At 66.6% G+C, this 22,171-nt stretch carries 19 protein-coding genes; 8 read left to right on the forward strand and 11 right to left on the reverse strand.

Translation table 11 applies throughout. The features are described from left to right. The 3 genes from ACFYO1_RS12370 to ACFYO1_RS12380 are packed head-to-tail and all read right to left on the reverse strand — an operon-like array spanning position 1 to position 4,096. Positions 1-1,062: an enediyne biosynthesis protein gene (locus ACFYO1_RS12370; RefSeq protein WP_387229865.1), complete on the reverse strand. Its 1,062-nt coding sequence runs from the start codon at positions 1,060-1,062 to the stop codon at positions 1-3. Next, a complete protein-coding gene (locus ACFYO1_RS12375; RefSeq protein ID WP_387229867.1) occupies positions 1,059-3,032 on the reverse strand; it encodes a CRTAC1 family protein in 1,974 nt (657 codons plus the stop codon). Before ACFYO1_RS12375 ends, ACFYO1_RS12370 begins: the two co-directional genes overlap by 4 nt. Beyond that, a complete protein-coding gene (locus ACFYO1_RS12380) occupies positions 3,029-4,096 on the reverse strand; it encodes a DUF1702 family protein (protein WP_387229869.1) in 1,068 nt (355 codons plus the stop codon). The genes ACFYO1_RS12375 and ACFYO1_RS12380 overlap by 4 nt, the downstream gene beginning before the upstream one ends. A gap of 476 nt (positions 4,097-4,572) precedes the next feature. On the opposite strand from ACFYO1_RS12380, the gene ACFYO1_RS12385 reads away from it, so the two are divergent. Both ACFYO1_RS12385 and ACFYO1_RS12390 read left to right on the forward strand, forming a co-directional pair. Then, positions 4,573-5,298, forward strand: a complete 726-nt coding sequence (locus tag ACFYO1_RS12385; protein ID WP_387229871.1) for a helix-turn-helix domain-containing protein — start codon at positions 4,573-4,575, stop codon at positions 5,296-5,298. A gap of 245 nt (positions 5,299-5,543) precedes the next feature. Next, entirely contained in the window at positions 5,544-7,190 is a 1,647-nt protein-coding gene (locus tag ACFYO1_RS12390; protein ID WP_387229873.1) for an MFS transporter, read from the forward strand. 547 nt (positions 7,191-7,737) lie between these two features. Here the strand turns inward: ACFYO1_RS12390 and ACFYO1_RS12395 are convergent. After that, entirely contained in the window at positions 7,738-8,214 is a 477-nt protein-coding gene (locus ACFYO1_RS12395; protein ID WP_387229875.1) for a MarR family winged helix-turn-helix transcriptional regulator, read from the reverse strand. 61 nt (positions 8,215-8,275) lie between these two features. Between ACFYO1_RS12395 and ACFYO1_RS12400 the strand changes: the two genes are divergently transcribed. Continuing rightward, positions 8,276-8,644 carry a VOC family protein gene (locus ACFYO1_RS12400; protein ID WP_387229877.1) on the forward strand — a complete coding sequence of 123 codons (369 nt, stop codon included), beginning with the start codon at positions 8,276-8,278 and terminating at the stop codon, positions 8,642-8,644. A gap of 85 nt (positions 8,645-8,729) precedes the next feature. Here the strand turns inward: ACFYO1_RS12400 and ACFYO1_RS12405 are convergent, their stop codons facing one another. The 7 genes from ACFYO1_RS12405 to ACFYO1_RS12435 all read right to left on the reverse strand — a co-directional run bounded on the left by ACFYO1_RS12405 (position 8,730) and on the right by ACFYO1_RS12435 (position 13,869). Further along, the gene (locus tag ACFYO1_RS12405; protein WP_387229879.1) at positions 8,730-8,966 is read right to left on the reverse strand and encodes a hypothetical protein; all 237 of its coding nucleotides are present in this window, start codon (positions 8,964-8,966) and stop codon (positions 8,730-8,732) included. Then, positions 8,963-9,472, reverse strand: coding sequence for a hypothetical protein (locus tag ACFYO1_RS12410; RefSeq protein ID WP_387229881.1), 510 nt, complete (start codon positions 9,470-9,472; stop codon positions 8,963-8,965). Before ACFYO1_RS12410 ends, ACFYO1_RS12405 begins: the two co-directional genes overlap by 4 nt. Before the next feature lie 25 nt (positions 9,473-9,497). Further along, complete coding sequence (locus tag ACFYO1_RS12415; protein ID WP_387229883.1) at positions 9,498-10,892, reverse strand: hypothetical protein; 1,395 nt, start codon at positions 10,890-10,892, stop codon at positions 9,498-9,500. Beyond that, positions 10,889-11,176 (reverse strand): hypothetical protein, encoded by a 288-nt coding sequence (locus ACFYO1_RS12420; protein ID WP_387229885.1) that lies wholly within the window; start codon positions 11,174-11,176, stop codon positions 10,889-10,891. The genes ACFYO1_RS12415 and ACFYO1_RS12420 overlap by 4 nt, the downstream gene beginning before the upstream one ends. Positions 11,177-11,525: 349 nt before the next feature. Continuing rightward, the gene (locus ACFYO1_RS12425) at positions 11,526-12,026 is read right to left on the reverse strand and encodes a VOC family protein (protein ID WP_387229887.1); all 501 of its coding nucleotides are present in this window, start codon (positions 12,024-12,026) and stop codon (positions 11,526-11,528) included. Between the two features lie 74 nt (positions 12,027-12,100). After that, positions 12,101-13,108 (reverse strand): alpha/beta hydrolase, encoded by a 1,008-nt coding sequence (locus ACFYO1_RS12430; protein ID WP_387229889.1) that lies wholly within the window; start codon positions 13,106-13,108, stop codon positions 12,101-12,103. Positions 13,109-13,245: 137 nt separating this feature from the next. Beyond that, positions 13,246-13,869, reverse strand: a complete 624-nt coding sequence (locus ACFYO1_RS12435) for a hypothetical protein (RefSeq protein ID WP_387229891.1) — start codon at positions 13,867-13,869, stop codon at positions 13,246-13,248. Between the two features lie 741 nt (positions 13,870-14,610). On the opposite strand from ACFYO1_RS12435, the gene ACFYO1_RS12440 reads away from it, so the two are divergent. Genes ACFYO1_RS12440 through ACFYO1_RS12460 form a run of 5 tightly spaced genes read left to right on the forward strand, consistent with a single transcriptional unit; the run spans position 14,611 to position 22,165 of the window. Continuing rightward, positions 14,611-15,756 carry an MFS transporter gene (locus tag ACFYO1_RS12440; protein ID WP_387229893.1) on the forward strand — a complete coding sequence of 382 codons (1,146 nt, stop codon included), beginning with the start codon at positions 14,611-14,613 and terminating at the stop codon, positions 15,754-15,756. A 40-nt stretch (positions 15,757-15,796) separates the two neighbouring features. Continuing rightward, complete coding sequence (locus ACFYO1_RS12445; protein ID WP_387229895.1) at positions 15,797-17,032, forward strand: aminotransferase class I/II-fold pyridoxal phosphate-dependent enzyme; 1,236 nt, start codon at positions 15,797-15,799, stop codon at positions 17,030-17,032. Then, positions 17,029-18,594 carry a carboxyl transferase domain-containing protein gene (locus tag ACFYO1_RS12450; protein ID WP_387229897.1) on the forward strand — a complete coding sequence of 522 codons (1,566 nt, stop codon included), beginning with the start codon at positions 17,029-17,031 and terminating at the stop codon, positions 18,592-18,594. Before ACFYO1_RS12445 ends, ACFYO1_RS12450 begins: the two co-directional genes overlap by 4 nt. Beyond that, on the forward strand, positions 18,591-20,531 hold the full coding sequence (locus ACFYO1_RS12455) for a biotin carboxylase N-terminal domain-containing protein (RefSeq protein WP_387229899.1): 1,941 nt from the start codon (positions 18,591-18,593) through the stop codon (positions 20,529-20,531). The genes ACFYO1_RS12450 and ACFYO1_RS12455 overlap by 4 nt, the downstream gene beginning before the upstream one ends. Next, complete coding sequence (locus ACFYO1_RS12460; RefSeq protein WP_387229901.1) at positions 20,531-22,165, forward strand: ABC transporter substrate-binding protein; 1,635 nt, start codon at positions 20,531-20,533, stop codon at positions 22,163-22,165. The genes ACFYO1_RS12455 and ACFYO1_RS12460 overlap by 1 nt, the downstream gene beginning before the upstream one ends. The last annotated feature ends 6 nt before the right edge of the window (positions 22,166-22,171 follow it).

The following is a 22,171-nucleotide window of genomic DNA, read 5'->3' on the forward strand; positions in this document are numbered from 1 at the left end:
TCAAGCTCGCTGGGCGGTGTGGCCGGGGGACAGGACGGGCACCCGGTCGGTGTCCTGGCGTTCGGCGGCTCGCTGCCTGGCGGCCTTGGTCCAGGTGGAAAGCCAGGCATAGCTGCCCCGGATCGCGCAGACCAGCGTGAGCGCGAAGAACAGGGTGTACACGATGTCGACGGCCATCATCAGCCCGTACACGGTCGCGACCGAGGCGCCGAACATGAACTGGACGCGCGCCGGGAACGGTGTCGTGCCGGGGTCGGTGATCATGTAGTTGGTGAACAGGATGAAGGCGGTGCCGGTCATCGTGCCGAGCGCGGCGACCAGCGCGACGTCGAACACCGCGTGCCGGACCAGGGCCTGGATGACGAACCCGCCGAGCCAGCCGACGATCAGCGGCACCCGGCCGACCAGGGTCGCGTTGATCACCGAGCCCGCGGTGAGCAGGACGAGCGGGACCGCGATCCGGAACATCGTGTTGATGTTCTCGCCGAACTCGTAGGGCGGCGCGATGCTGACCCAGGTGCTGAAGAACAGCAGCGCCATCGTTATCCCGAAGTTGGACGGGTTCATGAAATGGCGCATGCGCCCGGCGAACGGGGCCTGGAAAACATACTTGCTGGTGATCGCGGCGGCCACCGCGAAAAGCACCGGCCAGAATTGATTGTTGGCGTAGAGCAGCATATTCACGGCCAGCGCGGTGATATGCGCGGGCAGCAGGAACTCGTACACGCCGCGGGCGCCGCGACCGAGGAATCGCGGTGCGGTTCCTCGCGACCATGCGGTGAGCCATTCGAAAACCAGGTCGATCGCATACGAGGACAAGAGCGCCAGAATGGGCCACAGCGGTGGTTGTTCGAAGCCGAGCAGGGTGTAGCCGATGATATTCAGCACGCTGAGCGAGATGGCGAAATTCCGGAGGGCCAGATATCGCACATCCTTCTTGACCGGTGGGGTGTCGGGCTTCCGGTCACCGGGCGTCGCGCCGTTGGTGGCGGGCGGCGCGATCGTGGTCCGGGTCGCGGGTCGGGGCTCGCGAAGATTTCGTTTCCGGTTGAGCAGAGTCATGGTTTCGTGATCCCCTCGGCGATCTCGGTGGCCGTTTCGGTCAGCATCAGCGTGTGCGAGCCAGGCGCCAGCTGGAGTGTCTGGTGGTGCGGGGTGCCCGCGGTGTCCAGCCATTCGAGGTCGGCGGAGACCGGGGTGGTGGTGGCGCCGAGTCCGAAGTGGACGTCGAAGCTGCGTTTGCCGCTGTGCCCGCTGCCGCCGTCGAGTTGGCTGCGCATGGTCCGGCCGTCGGCGGTGCGTACCGTGACGATCGCGTTGTAGGCCGGCTGTGCGGCGCCGGGCGCGGCCGTTCCCGTGGCCGGTCGGCAGAGCCGCAAGGACAGCGAATTGCCCAGGTGCGGCGATCGATTCGCGAAGAACGCGGGCGGGCCCCACTGGCGGGCCACGGCGAAGTCGAGCCGGCCGGTGCCGGTGGTGTCGCCGATGGCGACCCCGCGCGTCGGTATCGGCGCGTCGGTCCCGACCTGCTCGGTGATGTCGACGTACTTGCCGTCGTTCCCCTTGGCGTAGAGCGCCATCGGGTGCCGGCCCGCGATGTCATCGCCGGGAACGACCCGCGGCCACATGCCCGGGTCGTGCAGCACGACGTCGTTGGTGGTCGCCAGTTCCTGCAGCCAGGGCCATCGGTTGCTATTGCCGGCGCCCTGAACGAACCCGGCGGTCTGGAGCACGTCGAGGGTTCCCGAGTTGCGCAGATCGGCGGCCTTCATGTCCCAGCCCCAGCCCGTCCAGGCCAGCCCGAGTTGCTGGGCCTGCTGCGTGAACGGCGCGTGCCCGGAGGCGAGTTCCCGGCGCATGTCGTCCGGCGTGGTCGTATCGTTGCGCCAGACGAAGTTGCTTTCCTGGATACCCCACGCGGTGGTGATATTGCTGACCACCATGTCGAATTTCCCGCGGTTGTACATATCGGCGAAATCGACGCCCATGCCTTTGAACGAGTCGTTCCCGAGTATGAAGGATTTGGGGTCGGTCCAGGTCCGGTTGCCGGTGGCCGTGGAGAATCGGATTGTGCCCGGCGTAGATTGGTTGAGCAGCAGATGATCGTGGCCGAAGTCGTTGCCGACATAGAGTTCGGGAAGTAGATCGGCGGTCATGTCGCCGGCGGCGAGCGCCAGCGTCCAGCCGGTGGCGACGTCGATCGGAATCGCTTCCTTCTGTTCGACGTATTTCGGCTGCCCGGCGGGATCGAGTCCGGTCCAGCGGAATACGCGCTCGCCCGCGGCGTTCTTCGCACTCGACATCGAATCGTTCATGACGACGTCCGGACGCCCGTTCGGGTCGAGGACACCGGAGTTCGGGAAATAGTTGCCGAAGACGATGTCCGGATGGCCGTCCCCGTCGAAGTCGGCGATCGACACGGCGTTGGTGTTCCAGCGTTCGCCGTGGTACTGACCCTGCGTGGTGCCCGACGGGATCACCTCGACCGGGGTGTAGGCCGGTGCCGGGCCTGCGGCATCGCCCTTGTGCAGGAACATGATCGGCGTTCGTCCCCAGTAGTGGACGAGCAGGTCCATGCCGCCGTCACCGTTGAAATCGCCGGGCGCACAACCCATCGGCGCCATCGTCGAATCCATGGTGATCGGGTCCGGCCGGAGCACGAAGGGGGTGAAGCGGTCGGCCGGTGCCGCGGTCGGCGTGTAGGTCACGATCACCGAGTCGGTGCGGGTGTCGACGACGCACATGCCGTCGGATCGCCCGTGTCCCACCAGATCGTTGATCGCGATCGAGGCGCCGACGGAGGAGATCCAGGAGCGAATGTTCTGATACGCCGGATTCACCTCACGCACCGAATTCATCGGCAGCTGGTCGTATCCGGGCGGCATAGCGATCGCCATGGACTCGAACTTGTAGTCCTGCGCCACGGTTGCCGGATCGTCGGTGGCGACCTGTGCCTGCGCGATCAGGAAGGTGGCTGCCAACAGCACCACCGCGCCGATCGCCGGCACCAAGGCTCTCAGTCTGACGTTCATGATTCGGCCTTTGCGGTTGGTTCCGGGGCTGCGGAGGCGGTCGGGTCGGCTGGTTCTGCGGTCAGGCATCGTTGTCGGATCCGCTCGCGCCAGACCTCGAATCCAGGACGGCCGTTGATCGTGAGGTGCGCGGGCCTGGTCTCGATCGCGAGCGCGGCGGCGGCGTCGACGTGGCCGCCGGTGAGAATCGCCACGGCGGCTTCGGTGTCCGGCTGCACGATGCGGGCCCGCGAGCGTGCTTCGGCGGCGAACGTCGCACCCTGGCCGATGTCCTGGCGATAGGCCGATGCCCGGTCGCGCAACGTGGCGAGCTCGCCGGCGGTGGCGCCGCCGGCGTAGGTGGCCGCCAAGCCGAGTCCGGCGAACAGGTCCGCGCGCCGGCCCGCCGCGAACCCGTCGATCAGCGTGCACGCGGCCGCCGGATCGGCGCCCGAGACGAACCACAACGCCCGGCCGATCCCCTGATCGATCGCGTGCGGTGCGTAGTCGAGGTGCCGGGGCGATACCTGAGGAGGAGTCGGGTCAACATACTGTTGTTTTACGTAGCGATCAGTATCGAAATAGGCCTGATGAAATCCGTAGCCGTCCAAGGCGAGCCACAGCAGAACCGGGTCGGTGGCCCCGGTCAAGGCCGCTCGGTGCAGGGGCCGGGGGAGCCTGGCCAGCGCCCAGCCGACGCCGACGTAGATCATGTAGAGGTGTTCGTTTGCTGCGGTGATGAAGTCGGCCACGTGGTGGTTGTGGCCGATCGGCAGCCCGTCCCGGATCGACAACGCCATCGCAGCGCCTTCGAACGCGAAACCTCTTCGCGCACTGTCTATTTCCGATAAATACGCGGCGGTTTCCGCTGCTGTCCCACGCTCGGCGGCCACCCCGAATCCTTCCAGGAATGTCGCCCCCGCCATCTCCAAACGTGCTGCGGCATAAGGATTTCGGGCGGGAAACCCCCGAACCTGCAATGTTGCCTGCCGCGCGTCCGGCGTCAAGATCCTCCGGCGAAGCCCACCCAAAGCGGAGACCATCTGAAGCCCTCCTTCGCAGAAACGTGTACTCCAGATTGACATCCGGCCGCGTCTGGGGCTTCTCCCTCGTTGCTCAATCTACGAAATGGAAGTATTCTACCGTCCAGTTGAAACAATCAATCACGGTGGCGAACTGGGCCGCCGTCGGGCACTCCGCTCGCAGGCCTCGCCGCACCGGGGCTATGGGGCTTGCGTCGGGGATACCGGGCAAGGGGGTGCTGAGCAGGAGCGCAACCACCCTGCGGAATCGACGGCTTCACTTACCAAGCATTCATCCCGCGGCCGAAGGGCCACGACATTCCCCTCAATGCCGTGCGGCCTGCGGAGCGATACCTGAATGGTTGACCCTCGATGCCAGAGACGGCCGGCCAGTTTCACCATCTGCGGCAGCGGCCGTGTTCCGTTGCCGATAGCATAGTCGCTATTTTGCAGCTATTCGCGGTCCAACGGTCGCGTAAAGGCTTACTCATGCTGCCGCCGGCTCGGGCATCCTGGATTGTTATGAGTTTGGAGAGTTCGTGTCGGATCATATCGATGACAGCATCAAGTACATGTGGGAAAACTGTGGGCAGCAGGTTACCTTGGACGATCTCGCCGATGTCGCAAAATGCAGTAAGTTTCACTTCGTCAGACGGTTTCGCGCGGAAACCGGCTGGTCACCGGCTCGTTTCCTCGCGGCAATCCGGCTGGCCCGTAGCAAGAAATTATTGTCGTCCACGTCGATGAGAGTTTCCGAGATCTCCTATGCCGTCGGATACCTCAGTTACGGCACCTTCACTTCCAGATTCACCGAAGCGGTCGGACTGAGTCCGTCCCAGTATCGACGCTACGCCCGGGGCGAGCAGGTTCCGCTGAGATGGTCCGAGCATCACGCCACCTGCGGCCGGGAGTCCAGCACACCACTCTTACGTGGCAAATTATCCGATCCGGACGGCGCCGTGGCGACCCGCCGGTATATGAGCATATTCTCCGCGGCCAACCCGTTGACGTCGGCCGCCGCGCTGGTCATTGTCACCGACCAGGGAGCATTCAGCATCAGCTGCCTGCCGCCGGGAAAGTGGATTGCCCGCGCGATCGGGATCTCGACCATTCGCGACGACAGAAACAACCGGATAACCAGAGATGTCCGCATCGGAATCTGTGAGTTCCGATTACGCGAAAACGATCGACTGGAAATCGGTATCACGTTGAGCGAGCGAACGATTCGGACCGCGCCCTTCCTACTGGCGTTGCCGCAACATTGAGGTCCGCCGCGGCCGGGCTCCCCGGCCGCGGCCACGCCCGGCCGCAGCGCGCATGTTCGCCGAATCGCTGCGGTGCCATCCGCGAGATGGGATTCTGAAACCGCAAGGGAGAGACCAGAGCTCAACGTTGAGCAAGGCGGCGATGGCTCGCGCCGCTGCTGTCGCTGGTCGTGCATCTGCCGCGTCGGCGCGTGGGTACCGCATCAGCTCGCCCGCTGTCCGTGCGGTAATGAACGGAGTTATCTGTGTCTGGCCAAAGATATTTCGACTCATCGCTCGCGCAGTCCGGCGGTGGGTCTCGCCCGGCGCCCATCCGGCGGCGCACCCGCGCCTTCTGGTTCGGGCTCGCCGCAACCACTCTCGGCACCGCGCTGCACTTCCCGATGTTCTGGGAGTCCAGGCACATGGGGTATCACATGGCCGACATGCCCATGGATACCTCGATGATCACCGGCATGGTGTTGATCGTCGTCGGGCTGGTCGTTACCACCTACGGCCTGATTCCGGTTGGGGCACACCGGGATCAGGTGGCGAACCTGCGGGTGCGCGCGCTCGACGACGCGCCGATCAACCGGGTGCACGTGGTGCTGCTGCTGGTGATGGCCGCGGCGATCACCATCGACGTGATGAAGCCGACCACGCTGGCGTTCGTCGTGCCCGGCGTGGCCAAGGAGTACGGCTTGAAGACCGCCGCCAATCCCGGGGGCGGGCTGCCTGCCGCGCTGCTGCCGCTCGCGGGCATCACCGGCACGGTGATCGGGTCGTTTCTCTGGGGTTGGCTCGGCGATCGGATCGGGCGCAAGGCGGCGATTCTGCTGGCCGGGGTGTTCTTCGTGGCCACCTCGGTGTGTGGCGCGATGCCGAGTTTCGAGCTGAATCTGCTGATGTGCCTGATCATGGGCATGAGCGCGGGCGGCATGCTGCCGATCGCGTTCACCCTGCTCGCGGAGACGATTCCGGCCCGGCACCGCGGCTGGCTGATGGTGTTGATCGGCGGTGACATCGCCGGCGCGTACATCATCACCAGCTGGCTGTCGTCCACCATCGGCGACAGCTACGGCTGGCGGGTGATGTGGCTGATCGGGTTCCCGACCGGGCTGCTGACCATTCTGCTCACCCGCTGGATCCCGGAGTCGCCGCGGTTCTTGCTCGCGCTCGGCCGTCGCAAGGAGGCCGAGGAGGTGCTGCGCGTCTACAACGCCTCCATCGTCGAGGTCGAAAACTCCGAGCTCGCAGTCGAATCCGGGGTCAAGGGCGGATTCCGCCGCTTGGTGCAGGCGCCGTTCGGCGGAATCACCACGGTCCTGGTGCTGGTCGGCCTCGGTGTCGGCCTGGTCGTCTACGGCTTCCAGCTCTGGCTGCCGACCAACCTGCGCCAGCTCGGCTACAGCGGCGTCTCGGCCGATCAGATCCTGCGCGACTCCGCGCTGATCGGCTTCCCGCTCAACTTCCTCGTCGCCTACTGCTATCACCGCTCGTCGAAATGGACCATGGTGATACTCAGTGCGCTGCTTGCGGTTTCGCTGTTCGGGTTCGTCGCCTTCGGGGATCGAGTCGCCGACAACAAGACGCTGCTCTACGCGCTGCTCATCCCGCCGATCTGGGGCGCGAGCTCGGTGGTGGCGGTCCTCGTGGCCTACGGTGCCGAGGCGTATCCGACTCGGATACGTTCCCGCGGCACCGGTTTGGCGGCGGCCATGAGCAAAGCCGGTGGCATCATCGTGATCGCCCTCGTGGTACTCGCCGTTGCGGCGCCGTCGATTTCGGTCACCGCCCTGATCAGCGCCATACCCATGACCATCGCCGCCGCGGCGGGGATCGCCTTCCTGGTCGAAACCCGCCGCCGCCCGCTGGAGGAAATCACCGCCGAGGAACTACGCGCCATCGCCTGACGCGTCGTGCGTAACAGCTACGGGTAAACGTGCACCCAGCCGATTGCCAGCAGCCACATTACGATGCCGCTCAGCAGAACATAAACGATCACCCACGGCAGGGACGAGAGGCTTTTTCTCATCAGGTCTCCCGTCCCGCCGGCTGTCCTCCGGCGAACCCGTCAGCGCGAACACCGGGCCGGGTAGACGTGGCCGCGGCGGCTTCGGCGCGAAGTCCATCACTCAGCGTCGTCGCCCATACCTGTTGCGGCACCGATGGATTGGTCTTCCGCGAAGTGTAGAAAGTCGATCTGCCCATCAGGATAGCAAGGCAAATCCGAGCTCACCGCGGATTCCACCAGCCCCGCCCATCCTTTTCATGGTGAGATCATGTCGTGGTCACGGAGTGGGCCACGGCCGACAACGGATTGATGCCGAGCCGGTGTACTTTCGTGCGGAATTATTGTCGTCCACGTTGTTTCGCTGGAATTACATCGAACAACACAGCAACACAATGGCGTCTTTTCCGCGCATGCAAAGAATCGAAATCCGCCCCCACGTAGTCAATTCACTCCTGCGCGTTCGAGCCGGCCTCGGGGGCGCCGTCGCGCAGGGAATGGATCATGCTGCGCAGGATTCGGAGCGCGGTCGACTGATCGGTATCGGTCAGGCCGGTCAGCATTCTGACTTCCACGGACCGGACCGCCGCGCTCGCTGTGTCGAGTTTCCTCCGGCCGAGGGGAGTGAGCCGGGTGGGGAGGACCTTCCCGACGGGCGCCGACGCGGGCCTGCTCACGTGGCCCTCGCGTTCCAGGGTCTGGAGCAGCACGTTCATCGTCTGCCTGGTCACGAACGCGCCCCGGGCCAGTTCGGAGTTCGACAAGCCCGGTCGTTGGGCGAGCAGTTCGAGGCAGGAGTAGTGCGTCACGCTCATGCCGAGCGGCCGCAGCACCTCTTCCATGGCCACGCGCAGCGCGCTCGACGCCTCTTTCAGCAGGTAACCCAGTGACGTCTGTAGTTCGACGCCTGCCCCGTCTTGACTCATGTCAGTATTCTGACATACATTGGTCCGTGTCAGAAGACTGACACGTAACCGAAGGAGCATCATGCCGGTCACCGGTCCCGACTTCATCTCGCTGCAAGCGCGCGACCTCGCCGCTTCGCAGGCGTTCTATGAGCAGTACCTAGGTCTCGTCCGTTCACCGGCCGGACCGCCGCACGCCGTCGTCTTCGAGACGAAACCGATCGCCTTCGCCCTCCGCGACCTCGTGCCCGGCACCGACCTGGCCTCCGTCGCCCAGCCCGGCATCGGCGCCGCGATCTGGTTGCACGCCACCGACGTCCAAGCCATCCACGACGCCCTCGCGGCCGACGGCCACCCCATCGTCACCGCCCCGATCGACGGCCCCTTCGGCCGCACCTTCACCTTCGCCGACCCCAACGGCTACCACATCACCCTCCACGACCGCACCTGACTTCCGCGGGCGGACCGGGTGATGCTGCCCGCTCAGGGGAGGATGGTGGGATGGTCGAGGTGGATGGGACGGCATTGCCGCTGGGTCAGCGCAGCAACCGGTACAGCAGCCATAGTGCCAGGGCGATCGGGGTCAGGGCTGCGGTGCAGAGGATTCCGGCGAACACTCCGTAGCCGTGTGGGTCGAAGGTCAGCCCGGTGACGCTGAGTATCGCCTCGCCGGCGAGGAGCGCGATCAACGCGACGGTCAGGGCGAACGCGCCGAGCGCGACCCGGCGCGAGACCGTCCGCAGAACGCGCGTCGCGCCGCTCGGCTCCCTCACTTCGGGTCGGGTGTGCAGACGGTCAGGAACGACTTCTGGTTCTCTCGTTGAACTTCCGCCGCGTCCAGCCAACCGCGCGGGGCGAACAGATAGCTCCCGGACGGATGCTGAGCCGACTCGCGCAGGATCTGCCCGACGTCGGCCCTGGCGCCGTACGCCTCCGGGCCGTCCACGGCGAAGTTGAGCGAGCCGGCCTTGGTCCAGTCGTAGCCGGCGGGCAGTGGTTTCTGGACCTGCAAGGGACCCTCGTCGGCGGACCCGCCGGCGATCCGCAGCAGGTCCATCCGCTCCACCGGCACCCCGGGGAGCGGCGCGGTCCATCGCTGCTCCGTACTTTCCTTGGTCCCGGAGTCGAAGATCAACGTCAGCCCGGTGACGCCGGCGCACGGGGTGCCCGTCCACAGTTTCAGCACGCCGTCGTCCACGCGGAACCCGGCCGCCGGCGTCAGCGACGGCGCGAACTGCGCCTGGTCATCGCATGCCGCGGTCACCGACGCCAAAACCACGGCGACACAGGCGACTTGCGGCCACCTAATACCCACCATCGGCAAGCCCCGCGTCCTCCTCGGTCTCGTTGCCCCCGGTGAGCTGCTCCCACGCATAGGAGGTGATGAAGCCGGTGTAGCCTTCGCGCGCCCACTGCTGGGAGTGGCGCTCCTCGTGGTGCAGATACCGGTCCAGGTCGAGCTTGCCCTGGTACGGGCCCTGATCGTTTTGGTACCACGCGTGGCCCGAGCGCGCCACCTCCCTGATCTGTTGCGTCGGATCCTTGGGGTCATCGACATTCAGCATGAAGGTGTCGCCCCAGGTCGTTCCGCCGTTTCGGCTGAACTGGTCCTGGATCAGGTTCCCGCCCAGGCCCATCATCATGCCGTTCGGGGTGGTCACCAACCGCCCGCCGTTGCCGTGCACGAACCCGACGTCCTCGTCATAGCTCCAGTCGTTCTTCTGCTGGCGTTCGGTGATGCGCCGCAGTTCCGCGGAGCTGTACGGGGTCGGCGCGAAGTCGGTCGGGTGGCCTTTTCCGTAGTCGGTGCCCGCGTTCAGGATGTAGGTCATCCGCACCGCTTTGGCCGCGTCCTCCCCGCTGATGTTGGTGGGCAGTAGGAAGAACGACTTGAAGATCCCGTCGCCGTCCTCGTCCTCGCGGATCTCTTCGAGCCCCTCGAGGATCTTGAAGTCGGCGGGCGTGATGTGGTGTTCGGCGATGATCTGCTTGATCGTGTCGAGCGAAACGCCCCGCTGTACCGCGTTTTCCAGCCACTGCCGGTAGTAGCCGGAGACCGGCGGCCCGGTCAGCAGCCCGGCGTCGCGCAGCGCCTGCTCGTACTCGGCGACCTGGGCGTCGATCTCCCCGCCCTTCCTGGCGCCGTCGAGGGTGGTCGCGCCGTGGTCGCTGATCTTGCGGTCCTGCGCGAGTTGCATGACCGCGGCGAGGCCGGCGTCGATATTGTGCGCCGTGGTCAGGATCGCCTTGGTTTCGGTGATCAGCTGTTGCCGGATGGTTTCGCGGTGCCGCCGGGTTTCGGCGCGATCCTCGGCCTCGGTCCGCGACTTCGGCGGCGGGTCGGGCGGTCGGTTGTCCACGATCGCGCCGTCGGCGGCGATGCCGAATTGGTAGGTGTCGGCGAGGGCGTCGTTGTTGGCCACCCGGTTTTTCAGGGCGGTCACGTCGTCCGAAACATCTTGCAGCGCACGGTCGACGGCGGACAGCTCGGCGATGATGATCTCGGCGTTGTTCCGCGTGGTGCCCAGCGAATTGCGTGCCTGGTCGCTCGCGGGGCCGTGCCAGCGGGGCAGTCGTCTGGCGTCGTCCAGCTCATCCTGCAACCCGATGAGTTTGTCCCGCCGCCCCCGCAGATTGGTGGACGTCGTGTCGAGCGCCCCCGCATCCCACTTGCGGACGTCGTGGTAGCTGATGGTCATGGCCCGAACGCACTTTCGGCTTCTTTTTCATTGTCTTCGTACAGCTGCGCGGCCGCAGCGACGGTCCCGCTCCACTTGCCGATCTCGTCGGCCCATCCCTTGGCCCGCTCGTTGAACGTGGTTGCCAGCGTGGGCGCCTTCTTTGCCGCGTCCCCACCCGGCAATGCGGTCCCGATCGCATCCAGGCCGGTACCCGGGTCCACGACCTTGGCCTGGCTCTCGGCGGATCCCGCCGCCTTGGCCGCCTCCCGCAGCTGGCTGATCTCGACCTCGAACCCGCTCACCGCGCGCGACCCCGGTCCGCGCGAGTCGCCGACGACCGACCGGATGGATCGCGAATTCCCGCCGCCGGAGCGCGGAAACGGTCAGCCGGCCTTCGTGAATCCTCGTCGCCGGCCTGCATCTTTTCTTGTGACACCGAATTCTCCCCGGGCGCACCGTCACCGTGTCCAGTGCGTAGACGCCGATGATATCGCCCCTTCGACGTCCATCTCTGCCCCCGATTACGGGGGCTCCCGCGCGCGGATCCCGCCAAACACGTTCTGCCGGAGGACTTCCTGCCGACCATCGGCTCCGCAGAGAATTTCTCTCCGTCCCGGTGGGGGCGCGCCGGGCGCACCCCCACCCGATAGATCAGGCCGCCGGGTACTCGGCCGCGACGTCGACGATCCAGGTGACGCCGAACCGATCGGCGAGCATCCCGAAGGCGGGCGCCCACTGAGCGGGACCGAACGGCTCGATCACGGTCGCGTCCTCGGCCAGGCATTCCCACACCGGGGTGACCTCGTCGACGCTCGCACCGCGGACCGAGAGGAAGAACCGCTCCTCGGTGATCGTGGTGCCGTTCTCCCGCCGCGTGCTCGGCACCCGCGGCGCCGCGGGTCCGTCCTGTCCCGGCACGTCATAGGCCATCACCCGAAAGCCGTTGTCCGCGACCACTTGACCGAACACGACATTCTTCGCGCCGGGCACCTCGGCAGGCATACCGAAATCGGCATACGTGGCGACGGTGAGCTCTCCGCCGAACACCGACCGATAGAACTCGAGTGCCGCGCGGGCCTCGCCGTGGAAGTTCAGATGAGCAACAGCGTTGAGCGACATGATGTTCCAGTCCTTCACGAGTGAGTTCGTCACCGGAGAATTCCGGCGACGAACTCACGATGTCACCGGTAGCGGTCAGGAAGTGTCCGCTACTCGCCGGACCGTGCCTATCCGTGGGACAGGACTGTCGAGTTCACCCAATCACGCACGACGGCTTGATATTCCGGGGTGTTCGGCGCCAGATTGACCGAGTGCCCGCTGTTCGGGAGGACGAACGCGCGCAGGCGGGCGGCGGGGTTGTAGTAGGGTGCCTCCTCGGCCGCCAGGGTGGCGGTGTTCGCACAGGCGTTGAGGCACAACCGATCCGAGCTTCCGTTGACGACCAGCACCGGGACGTTGATGGTGTCGGTGACCGGCGGCACCGTGGAGGTCAGTCCGTCGGGATATTCGGTCAGCGCGAAGACGTCCTTGGTCGCCTCGTCGGTGGCGATCACCTGGGGATCGGCGCCCGCACCGTGGAAGTCGGCGGCGCGCGTCCCCGGCCGCGTCGTCTGATAACCCGGGTCGTAGCCTTGCCCCGCGAACTTGGGATCCGCCGCGGCCGCCTGATAGGTGGCCACGACGGCGGTCACGCCGACCGCGTCCAGGCTGTGCGAAAAGCCGGTCAGCAGAACACCGTCCACATCGTGATGGGTGCTCGCCTCATTGACGGCGACCCCGGAACTGAGCGAGTGCCCGCCGGTAATGATCGTGCTGAACGCCTGCCCGCCCAGCTGTCCCTGACGCAGCGCGCCGACCAGTCCGTGCAGGGCGGCCACCGAGGTGGTCGCGGTCAGCAGCGCGCTCGGCGGCCTGCTGCTGGCGCCGGTGCCGAACCGATCCACGACCAGGGTCGCGTAGCCCGCGTTGTTCATCGCCCGCCGGAAACTATAGGTTTCCGGCTGATACGGGAAATCCCAGTAGGTGTGGTTGTAGTTGGAGCCGGGCATCAACACCATGACGGTGTTCGTCGCGGCGCTGGGCAGGCAGAGGGTCGCGGCCAGGTTCCCCAGTGGCGGTTGCGGGAAGGAAATGGCCGAGCAGCCGCCCGGCGGAACGGGTTGATCGGCCTGCGCCGACGCGGGTGCGAAAAGCAGAACCGTGGACGCGACAATTGCGCGGATGGCGACTCGCATGACGGGATCTCTCATGGACGGCGGGATTTCGCGCATCGACCCCGGGAACGTCGAGATGCGCGACAGCCTTGTTTTCGGTAGGAGTGCGGTATCGAGAGGCAGCCGATCGATACCGCACGTCCACTGACCGTGATTGTTTACTGCGCCTGTCCCAGTCCGAGTTCAGGGAGCAGCGTGAAAGCCCCGGGTGCGTTCGGTGCCGCGGGCCGCGGTGCCTGCTGCGCCTTTCCGGGGGTGATGACGGTCGTGGTGAAGATCGGCGCCGGTGACGGGTAACACGACACCGGAACGTTCACCGCGAACGGACCCGCCTGCGCATTGACGACCATGGTCAAGCCCGGGTTGGTATAGCTGGTGCCGGCCAGCGTGGTGGTGATCGAGCCGGAATTTCCGGCCTTCACATTCACCGTGAGCGCGGGCAGCGTGAACGTCGAGCCGCCCGGGAGCCGGTCGGTCACCTTGATCGCCGCGTTGCCGCCGCTGGTGTCGATGGTGGCGTGGACGGTGCCGCCGCTCAGGGACGAGGACACGTAGGTGGAGTTGGTGGGGAAGGGAGCGATCAGCTTCAGGTCGCGCACGTAATTGATCTTGTATCCACCCTGGTTGGCCGGGATTTGCCCCTGCCCCGCAACCAGATTGATCGCCACCGCCGAACCGGGCGGCGTGGTCGCCGGCGCCGTGCCGGTGACCTGCATGGCCATCGTGGATTCCTGCGGGGCGCCGATCGGCGGCTTGGCCTGGCACTGGAAATTGACGGTCACCGGGTCTGCGGAGGCAGGCCCGGCCAGCAGCGCGGGCGCGAGCGCTAACGCGGAAAGTGCCGCAATTGTGGATATACGAGCAGATTTTGCCGAAGGTATTTTCATTGCCGTTCCTCGTGAAATGTTTCGGGCGCACGGACGACCGCAATGTGCCGGACGTGGCAGCGAACAGTGAAATGACAAACCAGTCATCCGAAATTTGGATGCTTCTGATTGGTACAATGATTATGTGCAGAATGCACTGCCAGATGAAGCGGGCTGACTGGGGATTTGACTGGGGAATGTCGCGGGGCGGTATACGGTATAGAAAACCGACCGTACCGCTGGATGGGCCGCCACTGCGCCGGGCCGATCCGGTTCGCGCGATCTTCGCAATTGACGGTGCGAAGCCCCGCGTCCAGAGACCGTCGCAACCCGAGATGATGTCCTTGCCTCCAGGCGGCCCCAGGATTCGGGGCTTGACGGACGTAGCACCGGACCGATAGTCGGCGGCGCCGCGCGGATGCGCGAAACACGCTGGGCTGCAAAGCCTTCCGGCAGAATCAAGCGGATTTAAACCCTCGCGCCCCCGCGTCCGGCCAGGGTATCCATATTTTCGAATCCGAAAAATCGGACGATCGACGTTGTCTGCCGGGCTTCGACTGACCTGCGGCGCAACTCTATTGGGTAGGGGGGACTGAATTGGCTGTGCGGCAGGAATCCGGGAGCGTCGTATCCCCGCCGGTAGGAAGCCGATCCGTCGTGCTGACCGCGTGTAGCGCGGTCGCGGCGGCGCAAATGGCGACCACCATCTATCTCCCGAGCATGCCCGCGCTGGGCGCGGATATCGGGGCCGGCGACGCGACCCTGCAACTGTCGGTGGCGGTCTTCGTGGTGTTCGCCGCGCTGCCGGTGGTCGCCTGGGGAAGGGCGGCGGAACGATTCGGGCGGGTGCCCGCGTTCGTGGCCGCGGGACTGTGCTTCATTCTCGCCAGCGCGGGCCTCGCGCTGATCACCGACGCGCCGGAATTGCTCGGCCTGCGGGTGGTGCAGGCGATCGGCGCGGGCGGTATCGCCGTCGTCGCCCGGATGATGATCAAGGACCTGTTCTCGGGCGCCGAACTCGCGCGGCAACTCTCGCTGCTGTCGATGGCGTTCGTCGTCGCGCTCGGCGGCGGGCAGGTGGTCGGCGGCGTGCTCACCTCGACGGTCGGGTGGCGGTACGGATTCGTGGCGCTGGCCGTGCTCGCGGCGGTGCCGGTGGCGCTCGCGCTGCGGGTTTCGCTGCCGAAGCCGGAGGCGAAGTCCCCGGCCAGGGGCACGGTACGCAGGCTGATCGGCGATCGGGTCTTCGTCGCCAGCGCGGTCGCCGGCGGCATCGGGTTCGCCGTCATCGTCATGATCCAGCAGAAGTCGGCGTTCATCTTCACCGGCCGATTCTCGTTGCAGCCGTGGGTATTCGGCCTCTTCGGCGTCCTGTACGGCGCGGCCTACCTGGCGGGTGCCACCTACGTGCGGCACACCGTCCGCCGCGTCGGCGCGCGCGCCATGATGCGGCAGGGCGCGTGGATCATGCTCGCCGGGTGCGTGCTCATCACCGTGGTCTGGCTGGTCGATTCGCCGCGGGCGATCGCCCTTCCGGTCTTTCTCGCCGGCTACATCGCGACCACGTTCGGCCAGGCGACCTTGTTCCCCAACAGCGCCGCCCACGCGGTCAGCCACCTCACCGCCGGCGCCGCGATCGCGGTCACCTGGTGCGCGCTGATCCAGCAGGGCCTGGCCGGCGTCGCCTCGCTGGCCGGTCCGTCCCTGACCGGGCTGATCGCCTGGTCCATTGCCATCACGGTGCTCGCCGGGGTGAACGTACTCGTCGTCGCGGCACCGGAAAGGCCCGCCACTACTTCCTGATCCACCGATAGACGCGCACGCCAACAAAGGAACAAGGGGAATGGTTACCCATCAATTCGCCAATGTCCGTCGGCAGTTGCAACTGAGCAACTCCTTCTGGGACGACAGCGCAGCTCACGGCCTGGTCGACATCGTCGCGGCGGACATGCGCGACGGCCACGTGCACGACCGTGACGGCCGCACGATCATCAACTTCTCGTCCTACTCCTACCTCGGCCTGGACAGTGACCCGCGCATCGTCGCCGGGGCGCACCGGGGACTCGACGAGACCGCGACGATCAATTCCTCCATCTCGCGCATGCGGATTCGGCTCGCACTGCTGGAGGAGGCCGAGCAGCGCCTGTCCCAGACCTTCGCCGCGCAGGCGGTCACGGTCTCGTCCTGCGCCGCCGCGGCCTGGGCGACCCTGCCGCTGCTGGCCTCCGGCGAGCTCACCGGCGGACACCCGCCGCTGGTCGTCTTCGACAAGAACGCGCACTTCTGTCTGAACGCGATGAAACCGCTCGTCGCCGACGAGACCGAGCTGATCACCATCGCGCACAACGACATCGCCGCCTTGGAAGAGTTGTGCCGCAAGCATTCGCACGTCGCCTACATCGCCGACGGCGTCTACAGCACCGGCGGGGGAGCGCCGCTGGACGAGCTGTTCCGCCTCCAGGACCAATACGGGCTGTTCCTGTACTTCGATGAGGCGCACGGTATTTCGACGCTGGGACCGCGGGGCCGGGGATATGTCCTCGGCGCCTATGCGGGCTGGCGGGAACGGACGCTCGTCATCGCTTCGCTGAACAAGGGTTTCGGTGCCAGCGGCGGCGTGATCTTCTTCGGCGCGCTCGGCGACGACACCCTGAAGAACACCCTGCTGCGCACCAGCGGCCCGCTGATGTGGTCGCAGCGCGTCAACACGGCCGGGCTCGGCGCCATCGTCGCGGCCTGCGACCTGCATGACGACGGCACGGTCGACGAACGGCAAAAGGCACTGCAGGAACGGATCCGGCTCTTCGACTCCCTGGTCGACACCGAGCTGGCCGGCGACGGCTTGCCCATCCGGTTCGTCAGCATCGGCCAGGAGGACACCACCATCGCCGTGGCCAGGGACATGCTCGGCGCGGGCTTCTACACCTCGCCGGTCTTCTTCCCGATCATCCGCCGCGGTAGCGCGGGCCTGCGCCTCATGCTGCGAGCCGACTTGGAGCCCACCACGATTCGCCGTTTCGCCGACACCGTGAACGCGAGTCTTGCCGCACATCAGGATCGAGCGGAGCTACCCGCATGACCGTAACCGTCGAGCACAACACCGGATTCGAGGCGCAACGCCGGCTTCTGCGCCACCACAACGCCGGCATCGTCGCCCCCCGCCGCCGGAGCGGCGACGCCAAACTGCCGGTCCGGGAACGGGTGAACCGCATTCTGGACCCGGGAACACCGTTCCTGGAGATCGGCCGGCTGGCCGCGCACGAGGTGTACGACACCGACCTGCCCGCCGCCGCGCTCATCGTCGGGATCGGCAGCATCCACGGCCGCCCCTGCATGGTGTTCGCCAACGACCCGCACGTCAAAGGCGGGACCTACTACCCGCTCACCATCAAGAAGCAGCTGCGCGGCCAGAAATTGGCCCGGGAGTACCGCCTGCCGTGCGTCTATCTCGCCGACTCGGGCGGCATCTATCTCCCCTTGCAGGAAGAGATCTTCCCCGACGAGGAGCACCTGGGAAAGATGTTCCGCAACATCGCGGAGATGTCCGCGCTCGGCCTGCCGCAGATCTCCGCCGTGCTCGGAATCTGCACTGCCGGAGGCGCTTACATCCCCGCGATGAGCGACGAGACCGTCATGGTCAAAGACCTCAGCACGGTCTTCCTCGGCGGCCCGCAGCTGGTGGAGGCCGCCACCGGGATCAAGGTCGACGCGCAAACCCTCGGCGGCACGGACCTGCACGTGCGCGAGACCGCCGTCGCGGACCATCTGGCCGTGAACGAGGTGGAGGCGCTGGCCATGGTGCGCGACATCGTCGCGCGCACACCGGGCGACCAGGTGCGCCCGCCGTCCTTCGCGGCGCTCGAGCCGGCCGACGATCCGGCGCGGCTGCCGGAACTGATTCCGGCCACCACGAAGAAGGAGATGAACGTCCGCGCGATCCTGCGCTGCATCGTCGATGCCACCTCGTGGACGGAGTACCGCAAGGACTACGGCATCACCGTGGTCTGCGCGACCGCGCGGATCGCCGGGTACGAGGTCGGGATCATCGCGAACCAGGGCGTGATCTTTCCCGACAGCGCGCTCAAGGCGACCAATTTCATCCAGATCTGCAATCAACGCCGCATCCCATTGCTGTTCGTGCACAACGTGAGTGGCTTCATGGTCGGCGAGCAATACGAGCGCGCGGGCATCACCAAACACGGCGCGAAGATGGTCAACGCCGTCTCCTGCGCGACCGTGCCCAAGATCTCGCTGGTGATCGGCGGCAGCTTCGGCGCGGCGAACTTCGCCATGTCCGGACGCTCGATGGGCGGGCAGTTCATGGCCATGTGGCCGAACGCGCGCTCGACCGGCGTCGGCGGCGAGCAGGCGGCCGCGGTGATGGCGATTCTCAAGCGCGACAAGCTCCGTCGCGAGGGCAAAGAGTTGAGCCCGGAGGCGGAAGCCGCGATCAAACAGCCGATCATCGACAGCTTCGAAAAGCAATCGCACCCGGCCTACATCGCCGCCCGCATGTGGATCGACGCGGTGGTCGAACCCGAGGACACGCGCACCTGGCTGGCCCAGTGCCTGTCGCTGGCGCACGAACGCTGGGACCGGCCGCAGCCGGCCGCCGGCACCTTCGGGGTGTTCCGGCTGTGATCACCACGCTGCTCATCGCGAATCGAGGCGAGGTCGCGGCGCGGATCGCGCGGACCTGCCGCCGCCTCGGCATCGACTACGTCACCGTGAGTGTCGACGAGGATCGAGACCTGACCTATCACGACGGCGCGGTGGCGACCGTGCGACTGCCCGCCACCGGCAGCCACCTCGATGGCGCCGCGTTGGTCCGCGCGGCTCTCGAAACAGGTTGTGACGCAGTTCATCCCGGTTACGGCTTCCTCTCCGAGAACGCCGGCTTCGCCCGCGCGGTCCGGTCCGCCGGATTGGTCTTCGTCGGACCGAGTTCCCGGGTGATCGAGACCATGGCCGACAAGGCGTCCGCGCTCACCGTCATGGCCGACGCCGGTGTCCCGGTGCTGCCCGGCACCAGGGAGGCCAGCGGCGACCTCGACGCGCTGGCTCACGCGGCCGAGGACGTCGGCTACCCGCTGATCGTCAAACCGGCCGGTGGCGGCGGTGGCAAGGGCATGTCGGTGGTGCGCTCCCGGGCCGAGCTGCGCGAATCGCTCGCCTCGGCCACCCGGACCGCGACCGCGGCCTTCGCCGACGGCCGCCTGCACCTGGAACGGTACGTCGAGCACGCGCGGCACATCGAAGTGCAGGTCTTCGGCGACGAATTCGGCAGCGTCGTACACCTTTTCGACCGGGACTGCTCACTGCAGCGGCGACACCAGAAGGTGATCGAAGAGGCGCCCGCACCGCGAATCCCCGAGGACGTCCGCGCCCGGATCTTCGACGCCACCGTGCGTGGGGCGCAGGCGCTGAACTACGTCGGCGCAGGCACTTTCGAGTTCCTGCTGGTCGGCGAGGAGTTCTTCTTCATCGAGATGAACACGCGGCTCCAGGTCGAGCACACGGTCACCGAGGAGATCACCGGCATCGACCTGGTGGACTGGCAACTGCGGGTCGCCGCGGGCGAGCCGTTGCCCGCCACCCAGGAGCAGATCGCCTACTCCGGAGCCTCGGTTCAGGTGCGGATGTACGCCGAGGACCCGTTCCGGGCCTTCCTGCCGTGTCCCGGCGCGCTCGAGGTGACGCACTGGCCGGACATCCGGATCGAGCGCGCCTTCGATCGGCACCTGACCGTCACCGGCGGATTCGACCCGATGATCGCCAAACTCGTCACCACCGCCGCCACCCGCGACGAGGCGCTCGCCGCCGCCCGGCGGGCGTGCACCGATCTGCGCTGGACCGGCATCTCCACGAACCTCGGTTTCGTCGCCCACGTCCTCGGTTCGCCGGTCCTGGCGGCCGTCGAACACGACACCTCCTACCTGGATCGCATCGACCCGGCCGCGGAGTTCGCGGATCCGGATCTGCTGGGCGCCTACGCCGTTGCCGCGTCCCTGACCGCACCCGATCGCGCGACGCCGTGGTCGGTGGGCGCGCCCACCGGCGACCGCGCGCTGCTCGATCCCGCCGATCATGACCTCGGCAGCATCGACCTGTCGGTCGACGGGCGACCGTTCACCGTCCGGGTCAGCGGCTACGACGGCGAGGCGGTGCGGGTCCGCGCGGACACCGCCGAACCGGCCGTCGTCTGCGTGCGAACCGGCGACGACACGATTTCGGTCGGCTCGGCGCCGAGCGTGGTCCGCCGCGTGGGGGAGGCCTGGGCCGTCCAGGTCGCGGGCGTGTCGCGAGAAGTCCGCTACGCCGAGTACCGCTCGTTCGGCGCCACCGCGGCCGACCCCGAGATCCGTTCGCCCATGCCGGGCACCGTCGTCCGGCTGCACGTCGAATCGGGCGCGCACGTGGAAAAAGGCCAGCTGCTGGGCGTGGTCGAGGCCATGAAGATGGAGCACGAGCTGACCGCCACCCATCCCGGCGTCGTCACCGTGACCGCGGCGGAAGGCGCGGTCATCACCACCGATCAACCACTGTTTCTCATCGAAGATAGGAGCGCCGCACTGTGATGCGGACTCGACGACTGGCCACAGCCCTCCTGCTGGCCACGGCCCTGCTGACAACCGCGTGCGGCGGTTCGGACACCACGGCGGGCGGCTCGGCGCAACCGAAGAGCGGCGGCTCGCTGACCTGGGGCGTGGAAACCGAACCGACCACGCTCAATCCGCACCTCAACGGCCAGAGCAACACCAGACTGCTGTTGCGCAACACCTACGAGACGCTGCTGTCCCGCACGCAGGACGGCGGCTACGTCCCGTGGCTGGCCACCGGACACGAGGTGTCGCCCGACGGACTGACCTACACCTTCACCCTGCGCGACGGGGTGAAGTTCACCGACGGCAATCCGCTCACCGCGGCCGCGGTCGCCCGCAACTTCACCACCATGCAGGACGTGGCCTACTCCGGCGGGTTCTCCTCCGGGCCGCTGTCCAACCTCGGCGCGGTGACCGCGCGCGACGAGCGGACGGTGGTCTTCACCCTGAAGAACCCGTACGCGCCGTTCCTCGACTTCGCCTCCGGCTTCGACATCATCTCGCCCGCCGCGTTCGACAAGCCCCAGCTCAAAGCCGGCGGACCGGAGATCGCGGGTACCGGCCCGTTCATCCTCGATCGCTACGTCAAGGGTCAGGAACTGCACTTCAGGAAGAACCCGGACTACAACTGGGCGCCGCAGAACGCCGCCCATCAGGGCCCGGCCTACCTCGATGAGCTGACCTACCGGTTCCTGCCTGAGTCCTCGGTGCGCACCGGTGCGCTCACCTCCGGCCAGGTCGACCTCATCGAGGGCGTGTCCGGCAACGACGCGTCGCTGTTCGAGGGCGATTCCGACTACACCTACCAGCGCTCGCTGAACAACGGCAGCCCGTACACGCTGTACTGGAACGCCACCTTCGGTCCGGCCACGGACGAGAAAGTCCGTAAGGCACTGAACAATTCGGTCGACGTCGACGCGGTGCTGAAGTCGATCTACCGTGGCCAGCGCACCCGCGGCTGGGGTATCGCCTCCAGCGTCGACGCGCTGTTCTACGACAAGAGCATCGAAGGCGCCTACGGCCCGAACAAGGACGCCGCCAACCGGCTGCTGGACGAAGCAGGCTGGACGGCAAAGGATTCCGACGGATTCCGGACCAAGAACGGTCAGCGCCTGACCATCGAACTGGTCCAGGCCCAGTCCACCGTCCGCGATCAGCGTGAGGTGCTGTTGCAGGCGGTCCAGGCGCAGGCCAAGCAGAACGCGGGCATCGATCTGAAGGTCTCCTACGTCGACCTCGGCACCTACGCCGAACTGCGTAAGAACAACACGTTCGGCTCGATCGCGAACTCCGACACCATCACCGGGGGCATTGACATCGAAAACCATTGGTATCCTTCGAGTTCGAAGGGCACCCTCAACTACAGCCGGGCCGGCGATCCCGAACTGTCCGGCTGGCTCCAGGCCGCCGCCGCGACGATCGACAACGCCGAGCGCGCCAAGCAATACGCGCAGTTGCAGCGATTCGCGCTCGTGGACAAGGCCTATGGGCTGCCGCTCTACATTCCGGAGAATCAGATCGCGGCCGCGGCGCACGTGCACGGCGCGGGTTTCCGCCCGTACAAGCAACTTCCGGAGAACTCCTACGACATCTGGATCGATCGTGGGTGACGCGGT

Origin of the sequence: Nocardia sp. NPDC006044 (genome assembly GCF_042871115.1) — a bacterium.
GTDB lineage: Bacteria > Actinomycetota > Actinomycetes > Mycobacteriales > Mycobacteriaceae > Nocardia.